This window comes from Streptomyces sp. 351MFTsu5.1 (genome assembly GCF_000383655.1).
Classification (GTDB): Bacteria; Actinomycetota; Actinomycetes; order Streptomycetales; family Streptomycetaceae; genus Streptomyces; species Streptomyces griseorubiginosus.
The window spans coordinates 300,492-320,475 of record NZ_KB911783.1 but is presented as its reverse complement, the minus strand read 5'-3'; the positions used below and the strand labels follow the sequence as shown (position 1 = coordinate 320,475).

Annotated in this window: 19 protein-coding genes and 1 pseudogene; 11 read left to right on the top strand and 9 right to left on the bottom strand. The window is 72.5% G+C overall.

Annotation, left to right across the window (positions count from 1 at the left end; genetic code table 11):
• Positions 1-89 precede the first annotated feature (89 nt).
• Together H295_RS0122345 and H295_RS0122340 are read left to right on the top strand one after the other, a co-directional pair.
• Positions 90-998, top strand: coding sequence for a pseudouridine-5'-phosphate glycosidase (locus tag H295_RS0122345; RefSeq protein WP_020137582.1), 909 nt, complete (start codon positions 90-92; stop codon positions 996-998).
• Entirely contained in the window at positions 995-1,933 is a 939-nt protein-coding gene (locus H295_RS0122340) for a carbohydrate kinase family protein (protein ID WP_020137581.1), read from the top strand. The genes H295_RS0122345 and H295_RS0122340 overlap by 4 nt, the downstream gene beginning before the upstream one ends.
• Positions 1,934-2,015: 82 nt before the next feature.
• On the opposite strand, the gene H295_RS0122335 is transcribed toward H295_RS0122340, so the two are convergent.
• Entirely contained in the window at positions 2,016-2,810 is a 795-nt protein-coding gene (locus H295_RS0122335; protein WP_028809636.1) for a class I SAM-dependent methyltransferase, read from the bottom strand.
• 210 nt (positions 2,811-3,020) lie between these two features.
• Here H295_RS0122335 and H295_RS0122330 point away from each other — a divergent pair, with 210 nt between their 5' ends.
• Positions 3,021-4,148 carry a magnesium and cobalt transport protein CorA gene (locus H295_RS0122330; protein WP_020137579.1) on the top strand — a complete coding sequence of 376 codons (1,128 nt, stop codon included), beginning with the start codon at positions 3,021-3,023 and terminating at the stop codon, positions 4,146-4,148.
• Positions 4,149-4,170: 22 nt separating this feature from the next.
• Here the strand turns inward: H295_RS0122330 and H295_RS0122325 are convergent, their stop codons facing one another.
• The gene (locus H295_RS0122325) at positions 4,171-4,602 is read right to left on the bottom strand and encodes a CBS domain-containing protein (RefSeq protein WP_020137578.1); all 432 of its coding nucleotides are present in this window, start codon (positions 4,600-4,602) and stop codon (positions 4,171-4,173) included.
• A 128-nt stretch (positions 4,603-4,730) separates the two neighbouring features.
• A complete protein-coding gene (locus H295_RS0122320) occupies positions 4,731-5,363 on the bottom strand; it encodes a uridine kinase (RefSeq protein ID WP_020137577.1) in 633 nt (210 codons plus the stop codon).
• Between the two features lie 61 nt (positions 5,364-5,424).
• Between H295_RS0122320 and H295_RS0122315 the strand changes: the two genes are divergently transcribed.
• The 3 genes from H295_RS0122315 (at position 5,425) to H295_RS0122305 (ending at position 8,443) form a co-directional block, all read left to right on the top strand.
• On the top strand, positions 5,425-6,141 hold the full coding sequence (locus H295_RS0122315; RefSeq protein WP_078616721.1) for a DUF2293 domain-containing protein: 717 nt from the start codon (positions 5,425-5,427) through the stop codon (positions 6,139-6,141).
• A gap of 165 nt (positions 6,142-6,306) precedes the next feature.
• Entirely contained in the window at positions 6,307-6,786 is a 480-nt protein-coding gene (locus tag H295_RS0122310; protein WP_028809634.1) for a DUF1772 domain-containing protein, read from the top strand.
• 169 nt (positions 6,787-6,955) lie between these two features.
• Positions 6,956-8,443: a glutamate synthase subunit beta gene (locus H295_RS0122305; RefSeq protein WP_020137574.1), complete on the top strand. Its 1,488-nt coding sequence runs from the start codon at positions 6,956-6,958 to the stop codon at positions 8,441-8,443.
• Positions 8,444-8,512: 69 nt separating this feature from the next.
• Here the strand turns inward: H295_RS0122305 and H295_RS0122300 are convergent, their stop codons facing one another.
• Positions 8,513-8,992 (bottom strand): carboxymuconolactone decarboxylase family protein, encoded by a 480-nt coding sequence (locus tag H295_RS0122300; protein ID WP_020137573.1) that lies wholly within the window; start codon positions 8,990-8,992, stop codon positions 8,513-8,515.
• 46 nt (positions 8,993-9,038) lie between these two features.
• Here H295_RS0122300 and H295_RS0122295 point away from each other — a divergent pair, with 46 nt between their 5' ends.
• Positions 9,039-10,694 carry a PLP-dependent aminotransferase family protein gene (locus H295_RS0122295; protein WP_020137572.1) on the top strand — a complete coding sequence of 552 codons (1,656 nt, stop codon included), beginning with the start codon at positions 9,039-9,041 and terminating at the stop codon, positions 10,692-10,694.
• Between the two features lie 48 nt (positions 10,695-10,742).
• On the opposite strand, the gene H295_RS0122290 is transcribed toward H295_RS0122295, so the two are convergent.
• Together H295_RS0122290 and H295_RS0122285 are read right to left on the bottom strand one after the other, a co-directional pair.
• Positions 10,743-10,997 (bottom strand): DUF397 domain-containing protein, encoded by a 255-nt coding sequence (locus H295_RS0122290; protein ID WP_020137571.1) that lies wholly within the window; start codon positions 10,995-10,997, stop codon positions 10,743-10,745.
• Positions 10,998-11,858: a helix-turn-helix domain-containing protein gene (locus tag H295_RS0122285; protein WP_020137570.1), complete on the bottom strand. Its 861-nt coding sequence runs from the start codon at positions 11,856-11,858 to the stop codon at positions 10,998-11,000.
• Positions 11,859-12,127: 269 nt separating this feature from the next.
• On the opposite strand from H295_RS0122285, the gene H295_RS0122280 reads away from it, so the two are divergent.
• The 3 genes from H295_RS0122280 to H295_RS0122270 all read left to right on the top strand — a co-directional run bounded on the left by H295_RS0122280 (position 12,128) and on the right by H295_RS0122270 (position 15,393).
• Complete coding sequence (locus H295_RS0122280) at positions 12,128-12,790, top strand: ATP-binding protein (RefSeq protein ID WP_234021662.1); 663 nt, start codon at positions 12,128-12,130, stop codon at positions 12,788-12,790.
• Positions 12,781-13,227 carry a hypothetical protein gene (locus tag H295_RS0122275; protein WP_020137568.1) on the top strand — a complete coding sequence of 149 codons (447 nt, stop codon included), beginning with the start codon at positions 12,781-12,783 and terminating at the stop codon, positions 13,225-13,227. The genes H295_RS0122280 and H295_RS0122275 overlap by 10 nt, the downstream gene beginning before the upstream one ends.
• Before the next feature lie 303 nt (positions 13,228-13,530).
• On the top strand, positions 13,531-15,393 hold the full coding sequence (locus H295_RS0122270) for an ABC transporter ATP-binding protein (RefSeq protein ID WP_420706242.1): 1,863 nt from the start codon (positions 13,531-13,533) through the stop codon (positions 15,391-15,393).
• A 2-nt stretch (positions 15,394-15,395) separates the two neighbouring features.
• Here the strand turns inward: H295_RS0122270 and H295_RS0122265 are convergent, their stop codons facing one another.
• Positions 15,396-15,581: a hypothetical protein gene (locus H295_RS0122265; RefSeq protein WP_020137566.1), complete on the bottom strand. Its 186-nt coding sequence runs from the start codon at positions 15,579-15,581 to the stop codon at positions 15,396-15,398.
• 169 nt (positions 15,582-15,750) lie between these two features.
• On the bottom strand, positions 15,751-16,440 hold the full coding sequence (locus H295_RS0122260) for a DUF899 domain-containing protein (RefSeq protein WP_020137565.1): 690 nt from the start codon (positions 16,438-16,440) through the stop codon (positions 15,751-15,753).
• Between the two features lie 462 nt (positions 16,441-16,902).
• On the opposite strand from H295_RS0122260, the pseudogene H295_RS43455 reads away from it, so the two are divergent.
• Positions 16,903-17,849, top strand: a pseudogene (locus H295_RS43455) (endonuclease/exonuclease/phosphatase family protein).
• 42 nt (positions 17,850-17,891) lie between these two features.
• Here H295_RS43455 and H295_RS0122250 read toward each other — a convergent pair.
• Entirely contained in the window at positions 17,892-19,928 is a 2,037-nt protein-coding gene (locus H295_RS0122250) for an FUSC family protein (protein WP_020137564.1), read from the bottom strand.
• Between the last annotated feature and the right edge of the window lie 56 nt (positions 19,929-19,984).

The following is a 19,984-nucleotide window of genomic DNA, read 5'->3' as shown; positions in this document are numbered from 1 at the left end:
GCTGGTGTCGTCCGCCACGGCCCGCAAGGGTTTGACCGGACGTGCCGCTCGCCAGAGATGAGGGAAGACCGACCGACAGGAGGCAGGCCGTGGTGCTGGTGTTGTCCGAAGAGGTGCGCGAGGCGATCGACGCGCGTCGACCCGTGGTGGCCCTGGAGTCCACGATCATCGCGCACGGGCTGCCGCGTCCGCGCAATCTCCAGGTGGCGCTGGAGCTGGAGGATGTCGTACGGCAGGAGGGAGCCGTACCGGCGACGATCGCGGTACTGGACGGGCGGCCTCATGTCGGCCTGGACAAGGAGCAGTTGGAGCGGGTTGCCAACGAGGACGGGATCCGCAAGCTGGGCCACCGCGATCTGCCGCTCGCGCTGGCCACCGGGGCGAGCGGTGCGACCACGGTGTCCGCGACGGCACAGCTGGCGGCGCTGGCCGGGGTGCGGGTGTTCGCGACGGGCGGCCTCGGCGGGGTGCACCGGCAGTGGACCGTCACCCAGGACGAGTCGGCCGACCTCGGACTGCTGGCGCGCACGCGGATCACCGTGGTGTGCGCGGGGGTGAAGTCGATCCTGGACGTGCCGGCGACCCTCCAGCGGCTGGAGACCCTGGGCGTCGCGGTGGCCGGCTACGGCACGGACCGCTTCCCGGGCTTCTACCTGTCCGACTCCGGACACCCCGTGGAGTGGACGCTGGACACCCCGGACCAGGTGGCGGAGGTGATGCGGGCCCAGGACGCGCTCGACGGGCCCGACTCCTCGCTGATCGTCGCCAATCCCGTGCCGGAGGCGCAGCAGCTGGATCCCTCGCTGCACGCGCGTGTGCTCGCGGAGGCGCTGCACGCGTGCGAGCAGGCCGGCGTCACGGGCCAGGGCGTCACCCCGTTCCTGCTGGACTACCTGGTGCGCCACACCGACGGCGCCTCCCTGAGCGCCAACCTGGCGGCGGTGCGCGGCAATGTGCGGCTGGCGGGGCGGATCGCGGCGGCCTGGGCCGGGGCGTGACGACGGACGGGCCCGGGTCCGCCACGGCCGGCCCGGGCGGCGCCCTTCTGGTCGTCGGTGACGTCATCACGGATGTCGTGGCCCGGCACCGGGGGCCGCTCGCCGCCGGTACGGACACGGCCGCCGCGATCCGTACGGTGCCGGGCGGGGCAGGGGCCAACGTGGCCTGCTGGGCCGCCTACCGGGGCGGTGCGGAGGTGCGGCTGCTCGGGCGGGTGGGCGCGGAGGCGGTCGCGTGGCACGAGCGGGAGCTGACCGCGTGCGGAGTGCGTCCGCGGCTCGTCGTCGACCCCGAGGCGCCCACCGGAACCGTGATCTGCCTGGTGGACGCGGGTGAGGGCGCCGAGCGCACGCTCCTGACGGATAGCGGGGCGTCGCTGCGGCTGGGGCCGGACGACTGGTCGGAGGCCCTGCTCGACGGTGTGGGGCGGCTGCACCTGTCGGGCTATCTGCTGTTCTCGGAGTCGAGCCGCGCCCTGGTGGCGGTGGCCCTGGAGTCGGCACGCGCGCGTGGTGTGCCGGTGAGCCTGGATCCGGCGTCGGCGGGCTTCCTGAAGGGGCTGGGCGTGGACCGCTTCCTCTCCCTGATCGAGGGGGTGGACGTCCTGCTGCCGAGCCGGGACGAGGCGTGTCTGCTCACCGGGCTGCCCGACGCGGCGGACGCGGCGGCCGAGCTGAGCCGCCAGGTGCCGCTGGTGGTCGCCAAGCAGGGGGCCGAGGGCGCGCTGATCGCCCGGTCCGGCGCCGTGTACGCCCACGTGCCCGCGGTGTCCGCGACCCCGCGGGACACCACAGGGGCGGGGGACGCGTTCACGGGAACGTTCCTCGCGGCTCTGCTGACCGGTGCCGGGCCCGAGGAAGCGGCGGCGCAGGGGTGCCGGGCGGGGGCGCTGGCGGTGGAGCGCGTCGGCGGGCGACCACCGGGGACGGGCTGACGCCGGCGGTCACGGGACCGCCTTCGGCGGGCCGGCACCGGGGAGCTCATTTCCGACCACCGCCCCCTGCGGCCGTCACCCCCTATGCCTTGCGTCCCCACGCCGAGATCAGCGGGGCCGTGGCCAGATCCATCGTCCCGGTGGCCACGTTCGCGAGGTGCTGGTCGATGTCCTCGTCCGTGGCCAGTCCCGCCGTGACGAGTTGGCCGCGGATCTGGCGGATCGTGGCGGACTCCAGGGCCGCGCAGGCCGGTGAGGCGAGCGGGAAGTACGCGTCGGCGGTCACCTGACGCAGACCGGCCTCGCGGAGCAGCCGCGGGAGGGTGCGGCCGTAGGAGAGATCGGCGCCGCGGTCGGCGAGCAACGAGCGGAAGCCCTGCCGCAGCCGGTTCGCCAACTGCTGCTCGGGGCCGTACTCGTCGGGGCAGGTCAGGGGCTGGAGAGCGGGGTCGGCGTCCTCCAGCAGGAGCCGCCCGCCGGGGCGCAGGGCCTTGATCATGGACTGCAACGCCCGTGCGCGGTCGGGTACATGGACGAGGACGAGCCGGGCGTGCACCAGGTCGAAGCCGTCCCCCGGGGGTTCCTCGGCGCTCACGTCGTGGACGCGGACGTCGACGGGCGGGCGGGCCGCCGGGGCGAGCCGGGTGGTGTCGATGTCCGTCGCGACGACCTTGCCGGTCGGGCCGACCTTCTTCGCCAGCCAGGACACCACGGAGGTGCCGCCGGCGCCGACCTCCCAGCAGCGCCAGCCGGGCCCGATGCCGAATCCTTCGAGGTGCCGGAAGGTCGTGGGGTCGAAGAGGGTCGCGAAGGCGTCGAAGCGCTCCGCCGCCTCCGCCTGCCGGTTGTCGAGGAGATACCCGTCGGTTCGTGTCATGCGGAGATGATCCCAGTTGCCGGGCTTGTCCGGAACGGACGACGCGTTCGCCACGACGAGATGACGACGCCGGTTCGGTTGTCCACAGGCGGGAACCAACCGGAATGTGCCCTTTCCACAGGCTCACCCGCGGCTTACGTGGGACTGGCACACTGGCTCGCCAGGACGCAGCAACGCGTCGAACGGGGAGATCCACGCAAGGAGATCCAGATGTCCATGGCAGGGAATCTGCGCAAGGTCACGGGCCTCGGCAGGGTCGGCGGTCTGCGGAAGGTGGCCCGGCTGGCCCGGCGGCGCCCGCGCGTCGACCTGAGCCACCACGCCCGTTCCCCGCTGGGCACCTCGGTCGTCAACTGCGTGACGTACAAGGAGGGGGCGCGGATCCCCGTCGACGGTGATCTGGTGGACACCGTGGAGCGGGTGCGCGACAGCCGTGACGGCTTCGTCTGGCTCGGTCTGCACGAGCCGTCGGACCACGAGTTCGAGGGCATCGCCGACCTCTTCGACCTGCACCCGCTGGCCGTCGAGGACGCGGTCGAGGCCCATCAGCGGCCGAAGGTGGAGCGCTACGGCGAGACACTGTTCGCGGTGTTCAAGACGGTCTGCTACGTGGAGCACGAGGAGCTCACGGCGACGAGCGAGGTGGTCAACACCGGCGAGATCATGGTGTTCGTCGGCGAGGACTTCGTGATCACGGTGCGGCACGGCAGCCATGGATCGCTGGGTCCGCTGCGCGAGGAGCTGGAGGCCGACCCCGCGCAACTCGCCAAGGGACCGGCCGCGGTGCTGCACGCCATCGCGGACCATGTGGTCGACGACTACCTGAGCGTCACCGACGCCGTGCAGTCGGACATCGACCTGGTCGAGACGGCGGTGTTCTCGGAGAGCGGCGCCCGGGTCGACCCGGGCCGCATCTACCAGCTCAAGCGTGAACTGCTGGAGCTGAAGCGGGCGGTGGCGCCGCTCGGCCGTCCCCTCGAGGAGTTGTCGACCCGGCCGATCCAGGTCATCGCCCCGGAGATACAGGCGTACTTCCGCGATGTCTCCGACCATCTGCTGCGGGCCAAGGAGCAGATCGCCGCCTTCGACGAGCTGCTCAACTCGATCCTCCAGGCGCACCTGGCGCAGGTGACGGTCGCACAGAACGAGGACATGCGGAAGATCACCGCGTGGGCCGCGGTGATCGCCGTTCCGACGATGGTCTGCGGGGTGTACGGGATGAACTTCGAGCACATGCCGGAGCTGCACTGGAAGTTCGGTTATCCGCTCGTCATGGGCGTGATAGCCGCCGCCTGCGGGGTGCTCTACCGCGGCTTCCGGCGCAACGGCTGGCTGTGAGGGGGACCGTCCTCGCGGCCGGTCAGTGGGTGGTGGCGGAGGGGGCGTAGACGCTTCCGGCCCAGTCGGCGATCTGCTCGTCCGTCAGGTGCCGGGCCAGGTCGGCCTCGCTGATCATGCCGACCAGGCGCTTGTTCTCGATCACGGGGAGCCTGCGGATCCGGTGCTCGCGCATCTCGTGGAGGACGTCGCCGACATCGGCGCTCGCGTCGATCCAGCGCGGGGTGCCCTGGGCCATCTCGCCCGCGGTGACGCGGGCCGGGTCGTGGCCGACGGCCACACAGCCGATGACGATGTCGCGGTCGGTGAGGATGCCGCACAGCCGCTCGTTCTCGTCGCTGATGGGCAGGGCTCCGACGCCGAGTTCACGCATCAGCTGGGCGGCGCGGTCGAGGGTCTCGTGGGCCGGGATCCACTGTGCACCCCGGTGCATGATGTCTCCGGCGGTGGTCATGGGTACCTCCCGGTGCCGGACGGCCGACGCGGCGCGGACGGCACCGCAAGTCCCGGCGCCCTACATTCTCCCGGCGCCACCGGGGGCTCGCACCCGGAACCCGGTGGCAAGGGAGCCTCGGAGGAGGATCAGCCGCTCCACGCCGGGTGGCGGGGGTCGTCGGCACGGACGAGGACGTCCGCGGTGCCGGCCGGGTCGGTCTCCTCGGCGTAGCGCTCGTAGGCGGGCAGGGTCCAGTGGTTGGACTCGGGGGTACGGCGGCGGAGGGCGCCCGTGGAGAGGAGGACGTGGACGGACAGGTCGAAGGGGAACCAGTGGCGCAGCAGGAGGGGGCCGTGGAACAACAGGACTCCGCCGGGCGGGAGTTGGACGTAGGGGCTACGGGTGGCTCGGTCGGTGACGGGGTCCCAGAGGTCGGGCAGGACGCGTCCGTCTCCGCCGGGTTCGAGGGGGCCGAAGACCTCGCGCCAGAGGGCCGCGGTGTCGAACCAGCCGTTGTAGTAGGCCTCCAGATCGTGGTGGCCGTATTCCAGACGGAGCGAGGCGGGGCGCAGAAAGCCATGCATGCCGACGACGAGCGAGGGGCGACCGCGTATGCGCAGGGCCTCGCCGATCCGTTCGGCGAGCTCTCCCGGTCGGGCCGCGGGGGCGCCGTCGAGCGCGACGCGGGGCCAGGGGCTGCCGTCGGCCGGCTTCAGGTCGAGGAGCCGGTCGGCCAGTTGGTCGCCGAGCCGTTCCCAGGTGATCGCTTCGAGTCGCACCTGGCCATGATGCGTCAACCGGCGGTGTCGGTCCTGGCGGTGGAAGGGGAATGAACTCGTCATGGCAAGCCCCTCAAGCCCCGCAAGCCCCGCTCCTCCCCCGGCCCGTGGTGGTCCTCTGGTCGTCCAGCCGCTGCGGAGACGGCACTGCGCGGAGTGCCGGAGAGGGCCGCTGGCGCTGCTCGTCATGGAGAGTGGGGCGCCCCGCTGCCTCGACTGCGCCGACCTCGGGCATCTGGTCTTCCTGCCGCGCGGGGACACGGCGCTCACGCGGCGGTCGCGGGAGGAGAGTGCGCTGTGGGCGGTGGTGGTGCGCTTCAACCGGCGAAAGGGGCGGTACGAGCGACAGGGGGTTCTCGTCGAGGAGGCCGGGCTGGCGCGGGCCGAGGAGCGGTGTCTCGCGGACGCGGAGGCACGGCGGCGGCGTCGGGCGCGGGACTCACGGCGGCGGGCGGTGGAGGACGTGCGGTTCACGGAGGCGTTCGCCGCGGAGATTCGGCGGCTGTTTCCCGGGTGCCCGGACGAGCGGGCCGCGGCCATCGCCTCGCACGCGTCGGCGCGGGGCAGCGGGCGGGTGGGGAGGAGTGCGGCGGGGCGGGCGTTGTCGGAGGGTGCGGTGGTGTCGGCGGTGGTGGCCTCCGTACGGCATGTGGATACGCCGTACGACGCGTTGTTGATGAGCGGGGTGGCGCGGCACGAGGCCCGGCGGCGGATCGCAGGGGGTGTGGAGGCGGTACTGAGGGGATGGCGGGCAGAGGTGCGGGAAGCGGCGGGCTGAAGCCGGACCTTGAGGGAACCGGCCGACCACGGCAAGCGGACACCGATCACGTGACGGCCGCCATGCGACGACAGGCCATGGTTGGTGAGGTGGGCGCGGGATTGACTGGTGGGGACGAGTGGTGCCGGGTGCGGGGCCCGGCCCGAGGTGGGAGCTGGTGTGGTGATGATCGATGGGCCTTACTTCTGGCTGGTGGTGCTGGGCGTGCTCGGGACCGGACTGGTGGCCGGGGTGTTCTGCGCGTTCTCGACCTTCGTGATGCGGGCTCTCGCCGCGTTGCCGCCCGCGCAGGGCGTCGCCGCGATGAACTCGATCAACGTGAACGCGGTGCGGCCGCCGTTCATGGCCGTGTTCGCGGGCTCCGCGGTGCTGTGCGCGGTGATCGCGGTGGTGACGTTCGTGCTGTGGCCGGACGAGGGGACCGCGGAGCTGCTGGTGGGCAGCGCGCTCTATCTGTTCGGCTCCTTCGGGCTGACGATCGTGGCGAACGTGCCCCGCAACGACGCCCTGCTGAAGCTGGACCCCGGCACCACGGAGGCGTCGACGTACTGGCCGACATACCTAAGGGAGTGGACGATGTGGAACCACGTCCGCGCGATCGCCTCGGGCGCGGCGGCGGTGGCGTACGTACTGGCCCTCACCTGAGGGGCGCGGGGAGGTCGGGAAAAGCACTGTCCCGGCACCCCGGCGGCACTCTGCGCAGGGGGCCGAGGAGTCGTATCGTGGCCGGAAGGAGTTCCGCAAGCGTGCCGCCCGATGACGCACGGCCGCGTCGGACGCGTCGGCGTCACCAGCGCGAGCAAGGAAGACGGCCATGGCCGATCCCAAGGGATTCATGAGCACGCCTCGCCGGGACTGGCCTCGCAGGCCGGTGGAGGAGCGGGTTCGGGACTGGGACGAGGTGTACGTCCCCGGGGCACTGCTGCCCATCATCAGCAAGCAGGCGGACCGCTGCATGGACTGCGGGATCCCGTTCTGCCACGACGCCTGTCCGCTGGGCAATCTCATCCCGGAGTGGAACGACCTCGTCTCCCGGGAGGACTGGCGGCAGGCCGCGGACCGGCTGCACGCGACGAACAACTTCCCCGAGTTCACCGGGCGGTTGTGCTCGGCGCCGTGCGAGGCGGGGTGTGTGCTCGCCATCAACCAGCCGGCGGTCACCATCAAGAACGTCGAGGTGGCCGTGGCGGACCGGGCCTGGGAGTCCGGGTTCGCGCCGCCGCGGCCGCCGGACCGGCTGTCCGGGCGGACCGTCGCGGTGATCGGGTCGGGCCCGACCGGACTCGCGGCGGCCCAGCAGTTGACCCGGGCGGGGCACACGGTCGCCGTCTACGAGAAGGACGACCGGCTGGGCGGCCTGATGCGGTACGGCATCCCGGAGTTCAAGATGGAGAAGCACCATCTGGAGCGGCGGATCGAGCAGATGCGGGCCGAGGGGACGAAGTTCCGTACGTCCACGGCGGTCGGGCGGGATGTGGGGGCCGCGGAACTCAGGGCGCGGTACGACGCGTTGGTGATCGCGACGGGGGCCACGGCATGGCGTGAACTGGACGTGCCGGGGCGGGAGTTGGCCGGGGTGTGGCAGGCCATGGAGTATCTGCCGGCGGCGAACCGGGTGTGCGAGGGGGATCTGGAGGTCTCCCCGCTGTCGGCGGCCGGGAAGCATGTCGTCATCGTGGGCGGGGGTGACACGGGGGCGGACTGTCTGGGCACGGCGGTGCGTGAAGGGGCCGCTTCCGTGACCCAGTTGGACATCTACGGGCAGCCGGAGGGTGTGCGGGACGAGGATGCCGAACCCTGGCCCACGTACCCGAGGATCTACCGGCTGTCGGCCGCGCACGAGGAGGCCGGGGAGTTGGGGACCGCGCCCGCGGCCGACGCGGACGCGCGGTTGTTCGCCGCGTCGACGCTGCGTTTCGAGGGGGACGCCGAGGGGCGGGTGCGGTCGCTGCATCTCGTCGGAGTGGATGCGGCCCGCAGGCCCGTGGAGGGGACGGGGCGGACGCTTCCGGCCGACCTCGTGCTCCTCGCGCTCGGGTTCTCCGGACCGGACCGGGGCGACGGGCTGGTGGAGCAGCTGGGGTTGGAGCTGGAGCCGCGGGGGACGATCGCACGCGACGGGGAGTTCCGTACGAACGCGGCGGGGGTGTTCGCCGCGGGGGACGCGGCCCGGGGACAGTCGTTGATCGTGTGGGCGATCGCGGAGGGGCGGGCAGTCGCGGCGGCGGTCGACCGGTACCTGACGGGGAGCTCACGGCTCCCGGCGCCGATCGGGCCGTACGACCGCCCCATGACCGTCTAGGGACGGGGACATCAGGTCCAAGGACAGGGACATCCGGTCGCCAGGGGGGGACATCCGGGGACAGGGCGCTCAGACCCGCTCGTCGGTCCCCGCGACCTTCGCTGTCGACAGCGCCACCCGGTTCCACGTGTTGATCGCGAAGATCAGGGACAGGACGCGGGCCAGTTCCTGGTCGTCGAAGTGGGCCGCCGCGCGGGCGTAGACCTCGTCGGGGACTCCTGCGTCGGCCACCAGCGTGACCGCCTCGGTGAGGGCCAGGGCCGCCTGTTCCCGCTCGGTGAAGAAGTGCCGGGCTTCCCGCCAGACCGGGACCATGTGGAGGCGGTCCTCGGTCTCGCCGGCCTTGCGGGCGTCGTTGGTGTGCATGTGCAGGCAGTACGCGCAGCGGTTGAGGTGGGAGGCGCGGATCTGGATCAGTTCGACGAGGGCGGGGTCGAGTCCCTCGCGGGCGGCCGCGTCGAAGCCGATCAGCGCGCGGAACACCTTGGGTGCCGCCTTCGCGAAGTTCAGTCGGACCGTACCGGTCACGTGCGTGTTCGTCGTCGTCATGTGACCAACCTATGGGCCGGAAAGACCGGCTGTAGGGTGCATTTCCATGGCGAAATCATGGGTCAATTCCGAGGAGCGGACCGGCGGCTCCGACCTGCATCTGGAGCTCTCCGGTCCGGGGAGCAAGCGGGCCGCGCTGGCCCGTGCGCTGCGGGACGCCGTACGCAGCGGCCGCCTCGCCCCCGGCACCCGGCTGCCGCCCTACCGCTCGCTCGCCGCCGACCTGGGCGTCGCCCGCAACACGGTCGCCGACGCCTACGCCGAACTCGTCGCCGAGGGCTGGCTCACCGCCCGCCAGGGCTCCGGGACCCGCGTGGCCGAACAGACCCGGCCGCCCCACACCGCCGTACGCCCGAAGAGGCCCACGCCGAACGCGACCCGAGCCCCGGACCGACAGCCGCCTGCACGTCCCCACCCAAGCCCAAGCCCAAGCCCACACCCGCCCCCACGCCCAGCCGCGCGCGTCCACGACCTCCGCCAAGGCACCCCCGATGTCTCCGCCTTCCCCCGGGCCGCCTGGCTCGCCTCCTACCGCCGGGCTCTCCAGCAGGCGCCCAACGAGGTCTTCGGGCCCGGTGACCCGGCCGGGCGCCCCGAGCTGAGGGTGGCCCTCGCCGAATACCTCGCACGCGCGCGTGGCGTACGGACCGAGCCGGACCGGATCGTCGTCTGCTCCGGCTTCGCACACGCCCTGCGGCTACTGTTCGGGGGAGGCGCAGGCCCCGAGAAGGGCAGAGCCTCAGGCACTGGCAGACAGGTCCTGCGCGGCCCCCTCGCCGTGGAGGCGTACGGACTGCCCTTCCACCGCGAGCTGCTGGCCGCCGAGGGCGTACGCACCGTGCCGCTCCCCATCGACGAACACGGCGCCCGGGTCGACCGGCTCAGGCGCGAGCGCGCGGTCCTGCTCACGCCCGCGCACCAGTTCCCCACCGGCGGCCCGCTGCACCCCGAGCGGCGGGCGGCGGTGGTCGACTGGGCACGCGCGCGGGGCGGGGTGGTGCTGGAGGACGACTACGACGGGGAGTTCCGCTACGACCGCAAACCCGTCGGCGCCCTCCAGAGCCTCGACCCCGAGCGGGTGATCCTCATCGGTTCGGTCAGCAAGAGCCTGTCGCCCGCGGTGCGGCTGGGATGGATGGTGCTGCCCGAGCGGTACGTCGGTGCCGTGCTCGCGGCCAAGGGCGAACGGGAGGCCTGGGCGAGCGTCCTCGACCAGCTGGCCCTCGCCGACCTCATCGTCTCCGGGTCCTACGACCGTCATGTGCGGCGGATGCGGCAGCGGTACCGTGCCCGCCGGGACCGGCTCGTCGCCGCCCTGGCCGAACAGGCGCCGCACATCGGGGTCAGCGGGGTCGCGGCGGGCCTGCACGCGGTGCTCCGGCTGCCGCCCGGCACCGAGCGGTCCGCCGTGAAGGCCGCGACCTGGCAGGGCGTGGCGCTGGACGGACTCGCGGAGTTCCGCCACCCCGATGCGACGGACGGACCGGACGCGACGGACGGACCGGCCGGGCCCGGCGGACCGGACCCGGACATGCCGGCCCGTGACGGCCTGGTCGTGGGATACGCGACCCCGTCCGAGCACGCGTACGCGGCGGCCCTGGAGGCTCTGTGCGGAGCACTTCCGCCGGCAGACGCCCGCCCGGTGCCGCCACAGCACCCCAACCCGTCAGTGATTACCGAGCAATTGAACAAGAGAGCATGAGCAAAGGAACATGCAGCAATGGAGCAACGGAACAAGTGAACAACGACGTCAGGAGAGCAGGAAGTCGGCCACCCCCGCCTTGGCCCCCTCGATGAAGGCGGTCATCTCGTCGGTGGTGTAGATCAGCGCGGGTCCGTCCGGGTCGGTGGACTGGCGGACGGCGATACGGCCGTCGGCGAGCTTCATCGCCTCCAGGCAGTTGCCGCCGTTGCCGCCGCTCCACGGCTTGTGCCAGCCCTCGCTCCCCAGCTCCCTCGCGGGCATGCCGTTGTAGACGGAGTGACGCGGCGTGATGCGGTTCATTCACAACTCCTTGCGGAGGTCCCGGAGGAACTCCTTCGTGCGATGTGCTGTAGCGGCCTGCGCCGCCATGCGGTCCATGACCTCGAGGTGGGTCGCCACCTCCACGCGCGCGTCCAGATAGACCGCGCCGGTCAGGTACTCGCTGTAGACCATGTCCGGAAGTTCGGGCACGGCGAATCGGAAGAGCACGAAGGGCCCGTACGTCCCGGGGTGCGGCCCGTTGGCGAACGGGGCGACCTGGAGCGTCACGTTGGGCAGCTTCGTTGCCTCGAGCAGTTTGTCGATCTGGGCACGCATCACCTCCGGGCCGCCGACAGGGCGGCGCAGCACGGTCTCGTCCATGACGACCCACAGCCGGGGCGCGTCGGGACGGGTGAGCAGTCCTTGGCGTTCCATGCGCAGGGCGACATGGCGCTCGATGTCCTCGGGGCTGGTCTGGCCGATGGCACCGGAGCGCAGCACGCCACGCGCGTAGTCCTCGGTCTGGAGCAGGCCGGGCACGAAGTGCGGTTCGTACTCGCGGATGAGCGCGGCCGCGCCCTCCAGGCTGACGTGCATGGAGAACCAGCCGGGCAGCACGTCGTGGAAGCGCTGCCACCAGCCGGGGCGGTTGGCGTCCTCGGCGAGCTGGACGAAGTCCTCGGCCTCCTGGTCGGAGACGCCGTAGGCCTTCAGCAGCAGCTGGAGGTAGGGGATCTTGAGGCCGACCTCGGCCATCTCCATCCGGCGGACGGTGGCGGGGGCGACGCGGAGGATGCGGGCGGCCTCCTCGCGCTTGAGCCCGGCGCGTTCCCGCAGGTCCAGCAGGCGCCGGCCGAGGACGACCTGGCCGACCGTCGGCGCGGACCGCGGTTCGCTCACGCTCCACCTCCACGAAGTCCCGTATTGAAGTCAACTGAAGTCGAGCCATCTGCATGCTGACAGCCCAGCGGCGCCATTCGAAGACCTAATCGAAAATCTGTACGGATACAACCATCGGTACGAATACCGGTACGTACGGATCTCCGGTGATCCCAACTGGCGCCGCTCAAGATGCTGTTGCGAGCAGTGTGCCATGGCCTCCCACCACGTCACACAGCACTCTGCATTTTTCAGAGTGACACTTGCCAAGTGTTCACGACGGGGCGATAGTGGCAAGCGTGATTCCGTCCCCGCCCTTAGGAACAGACGCTGCCGAAGGCCGCCCCCAGGGTCTCGGAGCCGCCGGGAGAGCGGGGCCCGACAGGGCTGCCGCCCGGCGCCGGTTCCGTTTCGAGCTGGCCGCGCACCCGGGGTCCCCCGCGCAGGCCAGACGCCTGACGAGGGCCAGGCTGAACCACTGGTCGGTCTGCGAGGACACCTGCGACTCGGCGGCCCTGGTGGTCTCCGAACTCGTCACCAACGCGATCGTGCACACCGCGAGCAGCCGTGTGGTCTGCGAGCTGCACGACAACGACGACCTGGTGCGGATAGCCGTACGCGACGAGGGCTGTGCGCCGGGTGAACCCCGCCCGTCGCCGCAGCGCGGCGACGAGGAGCACGGGAGGGGACTGCTCCTGGTCGACTCCCTCTGCCACGCGTGGGGCGCCCATGAACACGGCCCCGGGCTGCTGGTCTGGGCGGAGCTGCCGCGCAAGGCGGACCAGCCCCGCGCGGACACCGGCCCGCGCAACGACCTGGGCTGGGGTGCCCGGCCCAAGCCGGTCCCCTCCGGGGGCTCCGGCCAGGGGGACGAGGCCGAGGAGCATCACCGGGCCGAGCCCGAGGGACACGCGCGCGATCACGGCACAGGGGGCCCGGGCGCATGGGCGTGAGCAGCGGGTCCGGCGGCCCGGTGCTGACCCTGGACTCGCTGGTCCGCCTTCGCCGCGGGCTGCGGGCGCCCGGCACCCCCTTCCGGCTCGCCGTGCCGCAGGGCATGACGGTGCCGCTGGGCTGCGACGCGGTGGGGATGCCGGCCCTGCTGGGGCAGCAGCTGGTGCCCCGGCTTCCGCGCGTCGGGTGCGTGTACGCCGATGACACGCACTGGTGGTGGCTCGTGCCCGCCGACTCCGACTACGCCCTCGAATGGCCCGCGCCCGCCCAGTACGCCACCGGGGCGGTTGTTCCGGACGCCCCGGTGGTGCCGTCTCTCGTGCATCGGCCCGAGGGGACGCTGCCCTACACGCCGCCCATACCGTTGTACCTGGCGTTGTGCCGCCTGACCGGGACGACGCCGAGCTGGTCCCGGCCGGTCAGCTCCGCGGGTTGACTCCGTCGGCTGAGCAGGATTTCGGGTGCGGCCAAGTGGGGGCTGGTCGCGCCCACGCGGCGGAGCCGCAGATTGACACCGCCCCGCGCCCCTGGGTGGGATGTCCTGCCCGGCGCCACAAGGCGTGCGCCCGCTTACTCGTCTCGCTTTCCTCTGCGCCCTGCCCCGATACCGTCCGTCCCGCCATAGTGACCCCCGTCCAGCGATCGGGGGAGGTCTGTGGTGGGAAAACGGCGTGGCTCCGGGCAACCCGGTGTCTCCGAGTCCGAGCGGCTGCTGTTCGGCGGGCCGCTGCGGTACGACATGGGGTGGAACTCGCACTCCGACGCGTTCCTGGAGCTGGGGTTCCGGTCCATGGTCGTCCGGTTGCCGGTGCTGTTGTCGGCGAGTCTCCGGCTGGCCTGGCAGGCGGACCGGCAGGCCGCGCGGACCGTGCTGGCCGCCGAGGTGGGCCGCGGTCTGACACAGGCCGTGAGTCTGCTGGCCGTCAACAGTGTGCTGGGCCGGCTGATCGGCGGGGGTTCGCTGGAGGACCGGCTGCGGGGGGCCGCGCCCGCCCTGGTCACCATGGGTGCCGTGATGCTGGTCGGGGCACTGCTGCGGGCCGCGTCGACGTACGCCACCGGACGGCTCGAACCCAAGGTCGAACGGGTGGCGACCGAGCGGTATCTGGAGCGGGCGGCGGCCGTGGAACTGGCCGCGATCGAGGACCACGCCTTCCACAAGCTGCTGGACACCGCGCAGTACGGCGCTAGCTCGGCCCGCCGGATGATCCCGTGCGCCACCCGGGTGGTCAACGCGGTGATCTCGATGATCGCGGCGGCGGGCGTCCTGACCGTGCTGCATCCGGCGCTGCTGCCGCTGCTGGTCACGATGACGATCCCGAGCGCGTGGAGCGCGCTGACCATCGCGCGCAGGCGGTACGAGTGGTACCACGCCTGGGTGCAGCACGTCCGGGCGAGCCGGCTGCTCGGCGCCCTGCTCATCGAGCCCGAGGCGGCGCCGGAGATCCGGGTGCACGGGGTGGGCCCGTTCCTGCTGCGGCACTTCCGGTCGATGGCGGAGACGGCGGAGGCGGAGCAGGCCCGGCTGGCCCGGCTCGCCGCCCGCACCGGACTGATCGCGGCGTCCTGGACGGGCCTCGCCACCGCGGCGACGTACGCGACGCTGGGCGGGCTGCTGCTGGCGGGCGCCATGGCCCTGTCCGTGGCGGGTACGGCGGTGATCGCGATCCGCACCGGCTCGCAGAGCCTGGAGACGCTGGTCATGGAGGTGAACTCACTGCACGAGGACGCGCTGTTCGTCGGCGATCTCCAGCGGCTGTACCGGGAGGCGGCCGAGCGGGCGATCCCGGTGGGCGGGATCGCGCTGCCGGACGACCCGCGCGAGATCCGCTTCGAGAACGTCTCCTTCACCTACCCGGGTGACGCGACCCGCCCCGCCCTCGACGACGTGACGCTCACCCTGCCGCTCGGCAAGATCGTCGCGCTGGTCGGCGAGAACGGCTCGGGCAAGACCACGCTGGTGAAACTGCTGGCCGGCCTGTACGCCCCCGACCGGGGCCGGATCCTGTGGGACGACGTGGACGCGGCGCGGGCGGACCGGCGGCTGCTCGCCGAGCGGGTCGCGATGGTCGCCCAGGACTTCAAGCGGTGGCCGTTCACCGCCCGCGTCAATGTGGCCGTCGGCCGTTCCTCGGTGCCGCTCACGGACGAGCGGGTGGCCGGCGCGGTCGCGGAGGCCGGGGCCGGGGACGTGCTGGAGGATCTGCCGCGCGGCCTGGACACCCTGCTGGCCCGCAACTTCAGCGGCGGGCACGAGCTGTCCGGCGGACAGTGGCAGCGGCTCGGGATCGCCCGGGCCGCCTACCGCAGCGGCCACATCCTGATCGTGGACGAGCCGACGGCCGCTCTGGACGCACGCGCCGAGCTGGAGGTCTTCGAGAAGATCCGCGCCCTCGCCGGCACCGGTCAGACGGTCGTCCTGATCACCCACCGGCTGGCGTCCGTACGACACGCGGACCTGGTGCACGTACTGGAGCAGGGCCGGCTGGTGGAGTCGGGCACGCCCGACGAGCTTCTGGCCTCCGGTGGTGTCTACGCGGAGCTGTACTCGCTCCAGGCCGAGCAGTTCACGGCAAAGGTGCCCGCCGAGGAGGCGGGCTGACCTCATGCGACGGCGTCGGCCGCCCCTCCACTGCGGACGATCACCAGGAACATGTCGGACGCGAGGTCCATGACGACCTCCGCCGGCTGTCCCTCGAGACGCCTCGCCTGCGCGAACTCCTCCGCGGGCCACGATCCTCGCGGCCCACCGGCGGGAAAGCGTTCGAGCACTGTTCGCCCGTTCACCATCCTGCACCTCCAGAAAGCGTGGCGCTCACCCGTGGAGCGCTTGTAGGAGTTAACGCCTTCCGGAGCCGGATCGCCTCGCTGCGTTGCCGTACTGAGACGTAGCTGACACGCGTCCAGCGCGAAGTGTGAGAGTCCGGTTACTCAACGGTCACTTTCGCTACCTTCCGTGTCAGAAGTCGTACTCGTCGTGATACCTGATGCGCACAGCGCCGGCGGGCGCACCGAGAGCGGAAGCCCGGCCCACGGGCTCCTCCCATTCCTCCTGCCGTCCGAGCACGGTGAGGTCGAGGAGGCTGGTGGTCGAACCGAGCCCGTCGAGACCGCGCTCATAGGTCGAGTAGGTGTGGAAGACCCGGCCCCCGTCCCTGAGGAAGCAGCTGATCCCGGACCGCTCGGTCTGCTCCCCGTCGGCCTCCAGGGTGACCTCGAAGTCGTGGTTGAAGCGGTCGCCGTACGACGAGTACCAGGGCACGGTCCAGCCCATCCGCGCCTTGAACGGCAGGATCTTCGGGTACGGCGCTCTCGACACGGCGGCGAACGTCGTTCCCCGTGCCTTCAGATGGGCCGGATGCCCGATCTGGTCCAGGAAGGCGGAGCAGCCGCGGCACCCGGCGTCCCATTCGGGCGCGAACATGAAGTGGTGGACGACCAGCTGGTCGCGCCCCTCGAAGAGGTCGAGCAGGGTGGCCTTGCCGTCGCCGCCCTCGAAGACGTACTCCTCCTCGATCTCGACCATGGGCAGCCGGCGCCGCTCGGCGTTGAGCGCGTCCCTCGCGCGCGTGGCCGCCTTCTCCCTGACCAGCAACTCCGCGCGGGCAGCGCGCCATTCCTCTCGCGAGGCGATCTCCGGAAGCGCCATGGGGTCCCTCCTGTGCGACGGTCCGTCGGGAGGGGTGACCGAGGGGACGGGCGGAACTCATCGCTGCCACGCGAAATCCCTCGCGGGAAATCCCCTCGGCACGACAGGTACGACCATCGCGGCGTCCTCCTCGAACCCGGTCCGCTCTTGATCGTCGTGCACGAGGACGGTGCGTCCGGTGATGATGAGATCAGCGGGTGCACCGGCGGTCGGGCCGACGGCGGAAGGGTCGGGAGAGCCGGCGCGAGAGCCGGTCATCACGCCGACGTACGGCGTGATGGGCGCGGTGCGTGAGCCGAACCGCGCATCCCGTCAGGGCTCTGTCGCGGCCCGTGCGGACGGGGCACGCTGGCGTCAGGCAGGGCCTGGCCGCACACCTGACGCCATTTCACGGCAGGGACCGACCGGACGGCCCGTCGACCACACCTCTTCATGCGGACCGGCTTCTGAAGGGAGCCCGGCATGCTTCTCGGCACCTGGAACCTGGAGAACCTGTACCGACCCGGCGGCCCCTTCGGTCCCCGGGACAAGGCGGCCTACGACGCGAAGCTCGCCGCCCTCGCCGCCACCATCACCGGCCTCGACCCGACGCTGCTGGCCGTCCAGGAGGTCGGCGAGCCGGAGGCCCTGCAAGACCTGGTCGATCTGCTCGGCAGCGGCTGGACCGTCGCGACCTCACAGCACCCGGACGGCCGGGGCATCCGGGTCGGCGTGATCTCCCGCAACGCCTTCGAGGTGCTGGCCGACACCACCGTGTTCCCGCCGAAGCTGCGGCCGGTCCAGGCCGACGACGAGGGCGCGACGGTGGCGGGGTCGGGCCGCGGTTTCCTGGCGGTGGAGATGGAGACGGACCGCGGGCCGCTGCGGGTGGCGGTGCACACCTCAAGTCGAAGCTGCTGTCGTACCCGGGTGGCCGCTTCCAGCCGCGCGACGAGGGCGAGCGGGCCCGCTTCGGGGCATACGCCCTGTACCGCCGTGCGGCGGAGGCGACGGCCCTGAGGGCGCTGGCCGACGAACTGCTGGACGGCGACGGACGCGAGCGGAACGTGATGGTGCTCGGCGACCTGAACGACGAGGTGCAGGCCGCGACCACCCAGATCCTGCTCGGCCCGCCCGGCTCCGAGATCGGCACCTCCGGCTACAAGATGCCCGACAAGGGCGACGCGGGCCGCCTGTGGGACACCGCCCCGCTGATCCCCGCCGAGGAACGCTTCTCCCGTGTCAACGCCGGCCGCCGCGAGCTGATCGACCACATCCTGTGCGACCACCACCTGATACACCGGGTCCGGCAGGCGGGCACGGGTCTGCCGCACGAGGGTGCGATGCGGCTGCCGTCGGTCGGCGCGGATCCGGCGGCGCGGCGGGACGCGACGGCGTCGGACCACGCACCGGTGTGGGTGCGCCTGTGACGCGGTACGGTCGCGACGAAGCGCCGTGGGATGCGTGAACTCCTAACCGGCTAGGGGGAGTTCGGAGCATCGCAGACCCACCAGCCCGTGTCCCCCGTCAAGTCGCCCGAGTTCGTCGAGGAGTTCGGTGAGCCGGTCCAGGTCCCCGGCGGTGAGCCGTCCGGAGTCGTCGAGGTGGACGGCGCACGCGGTGGTCGTGTCGACGAGCCGCTCGAGCACGGCGGCGATCTCCTCGGCGCCCTCCGAGTGCCGGGCGAGCGCGGGGAGTTCGGCGGCGGCGAGGGCGATGGCGGTACGGGCCTCGGCGAGCGCGCGATAGGCCTCACGGCGGAGGGTCCAGCGCAGGGGTCGGGGGTCGTCGGCGGCGGTGCCTTCGATGCGGGCGTCCCGTACGGCGGGCAGGGAGTTCCGGAGCACGGGCCGCTGGGTCCGCCGTAGCACTCGACGCTCGCCCCGCGGCAGGACGGGGCGTTCGGCGCCCCGCACGACAGTCCCCTCTGCTTCCCGCAGGACAGTCCCGTCTGCCTCCCGGAGGACAGTCCCCTCGGCCTCCCGCAGGACATGCGCGAGATAGGCCTCGGCCGCCCCGCCCGCCGCCGCCAGCCGGGCCCGCACTCCCCCGCCGCGCTGCCCCGGCATCGGCAGGTGCCCCACGATCAGCACGATCGCGCAGGCGAGCAGGGTCTCGGTGATCCGGCCGAGGGATGCCTGCGGTTCGCCGCCGACCATCACGAGCGCCAGGACGAGCACCGTGACGACGGCGGTCTGCGCGGCGAAGTGCCGGGTGGCCACCGGGATGAGCGCCCCGCTGACGGCGACGAGCGCGACGAGCCCCTCGGGCCGCGGCAGCACGAGCGCGAACCCGGCGAAGAGCAGCGCCCCGAGGACGGTTCCGGCGGCCCGGCACAGCACCCGGGAGGCGAGCGGTCCGAGGTCGGGCTTGACGAGGAAGACGGTGGTGGCGGGCAGCCAGTACCAGTGCGCGTGCTCCCCGTACCAACGGGAGTGGTGCAGGGCCTGGGCGACGGCGACGCTCGCCCCGAAGCAGAGGGCGACCCGCAGCCCGTACTCCCGCCCGCCGGCCCCGAGGACGGACCGCAGCACGCCCCGGGCGGTGCGCCTGCGGGTGTGCAGATCGCCGCCGCGCCCCCGGTCGAAGGCCTCGGCGGCCCGCAGCAGCGCGTCGTCGAGCGCCCGCAGCGCGGGGGCCGACCGGGTGGGCGCGGGCAGCGGTCCGGTGTGCGTGTTCTCCCGTACGGCGACGGCGAGCCGCCGGGGCCCGGCGCAGGCCCGCTCTGGCACCGCCTCCCCGGCCCAGGCGAGCGCGGTGGCGGCTTCGGCGAGGGGCAGCGCGGCGGCGTACTGGGCGTGCAGCCGCCGCTCGGCGGAGGAGCTGGCGTACCGCCGCAGCCGGGGACCGGTGAGGGCGTCCTGGGCGTGATCGAGGGCGGCGGTGAGGGCGACGCGTCGGTCACTGGCCCGCTCGGTGCCGACGGCGTCGAGGAGTCCGGCGACGGCGTCGTAGACGGCGGCCACGGCCTCCCGTTCCCCGTCGAACCGGAAGTCCCCGGCGAGCGCGCCGGGAGTGGGCAGCGCGAGCCGCAGCCCGAGCAGCCAGCAGGCCCCGCCGAGATAGGCGAGGGCCCGCAGCCACCCTTCCTCCGGCAACGGCATGCCCGCCCCGATCGCCGATGTGACGAGCAGCTGGGTCCCGGCCCCGGAGGCCACGGGCCCGACGGCACTGACACCGCCGGCGACCAGTCCGACGAGGGTGAGCAGAGCGGTGAGGGCGGCGGCTCCCAGGTGGTCCCCCGCATACGTCCCGAGGGTCATTCCGGCCGCCCCCGCAAGAGCCGGCGTCCCGATCCGCTGCACGGACGCCCGCCGGCTCCCGGGCCGGTCGTTGATCCCGGCCAGCATGGCGGCGATGGCGGCGACGACACCGAGCGAGGTGCGGTCGGCGAGCACCCCGGCGCACAACAGCGGTCCCGCGGACAGGGCCCCCCGCACCACGGCGCTCCAGGGGATCGGTCCCCGCTGGGCGCGGAGAGCGTGGGCGAGCCAGGGCGGTAGGTGCATCCGTACGGCGGGGCGTGACACGGGGCTCCTGTCGTCGAGGGAGGCGGGGGTGTGCC

Bases quoted from the DNA above. Each gene is read 5' to 3' on its own strand.
- H295_RS0122265 (WP_020137566.1), bottom strand. From the start codon at position 15,581: ATGGTGAACGGGCGAACAGTGCTCGAACGCTTTCCCGCCGGTGGGCCG.
- H295_RS0122305 (WP_020137574.1), top strand. From the start codon at position 6,956: ATGGCCGATCCCAAGGGATTCATGAGCACGCCTCGCCGGGACTGGCCT.
- H295_RS0122310 (WP_028809634.1), top strand. From the start codon at position 6,307: ATGATCGATGGGCCTTACTTCTGGCTGGTGGTGCTGGGCGTGCTCGGG.
- H295_RS0122295 (WP_020137572.1), top strand. From the start codon at position 9,039: ATGGCGAAATCATGGGTCAATTCCGAGGAGCGGACCGGCGGCTCCGAC.
- H295_RS0122315 (WP_078616721.1), top strand. From the start codon at position 5,425: ATGGCAAGCCCCTCAAGCCCCGCAAGCCCCGCTCCTCCCCCGGCCCGT.
- H295_RS0122275 (WP_020137568.1), top strand. From the start codon at position 12,781: ATGGGCGTGAGCAGCGGGTCCGGCGGCCCGGTGCTGACCCTGGACTCG.
- H295_RS0122335 (WP_028809636.1), bottom strand. From the start codon at position 2,810: ATGACACGAACCGACGGGTATCTCCTCGACAACCGGCAGGCGGAGGCG.
- H295_RS0122325 (WP_020137578.1), bottom strand. From the start codon at position 4,602: ATGACCACCGCCGGAGACATCATGCACCGGGGTGCACAGTGGATCCCG.
- H295_RS0122270 (WP_420706242.1), top strand. From the start codon at position 13,531: ATGGGGTGGAACTCGCACTCCGACGCGTTCCTGGAGCTGGGGTTCCGG.
- H295_RS0122300 (WP_020137573.1), bottom strand. From the start codon at position 8,992: ATGACGACGACGAACACGCACGTGACCGGTACGGTCCGACTGAACTTC.
- H295_RS0122260 (WP_020137565.1), bottom strand. From the start codon at position 16,440: ATGGCGCTTCCGGAGATCGCCTCGCGAGAGGAATGGCGCGCTGCCCGC.
- H295_RS0122250 (WP_020137564.1), bottom strand. From the start codon at position 19,928: ATGCACCTACCGCCCTGGCTCGCCCACGCTCTCCGCGCCCAGCGGGGA.
- H295_RS0122330 (WP_020137579.1), top strand. From the start codon at position 3,021: ATGTCCATGGCAGGGAATCTGCGCAAGGTCACGGGCCTCGGCAGGGTC.
- H295_RS0122290 (WP_020137571.1), bottom strand. From the start codon at position 10,997: ATGAACCGCATCACGCCGCGTCACTCCGTCTACAACGGCATGCCCGCG.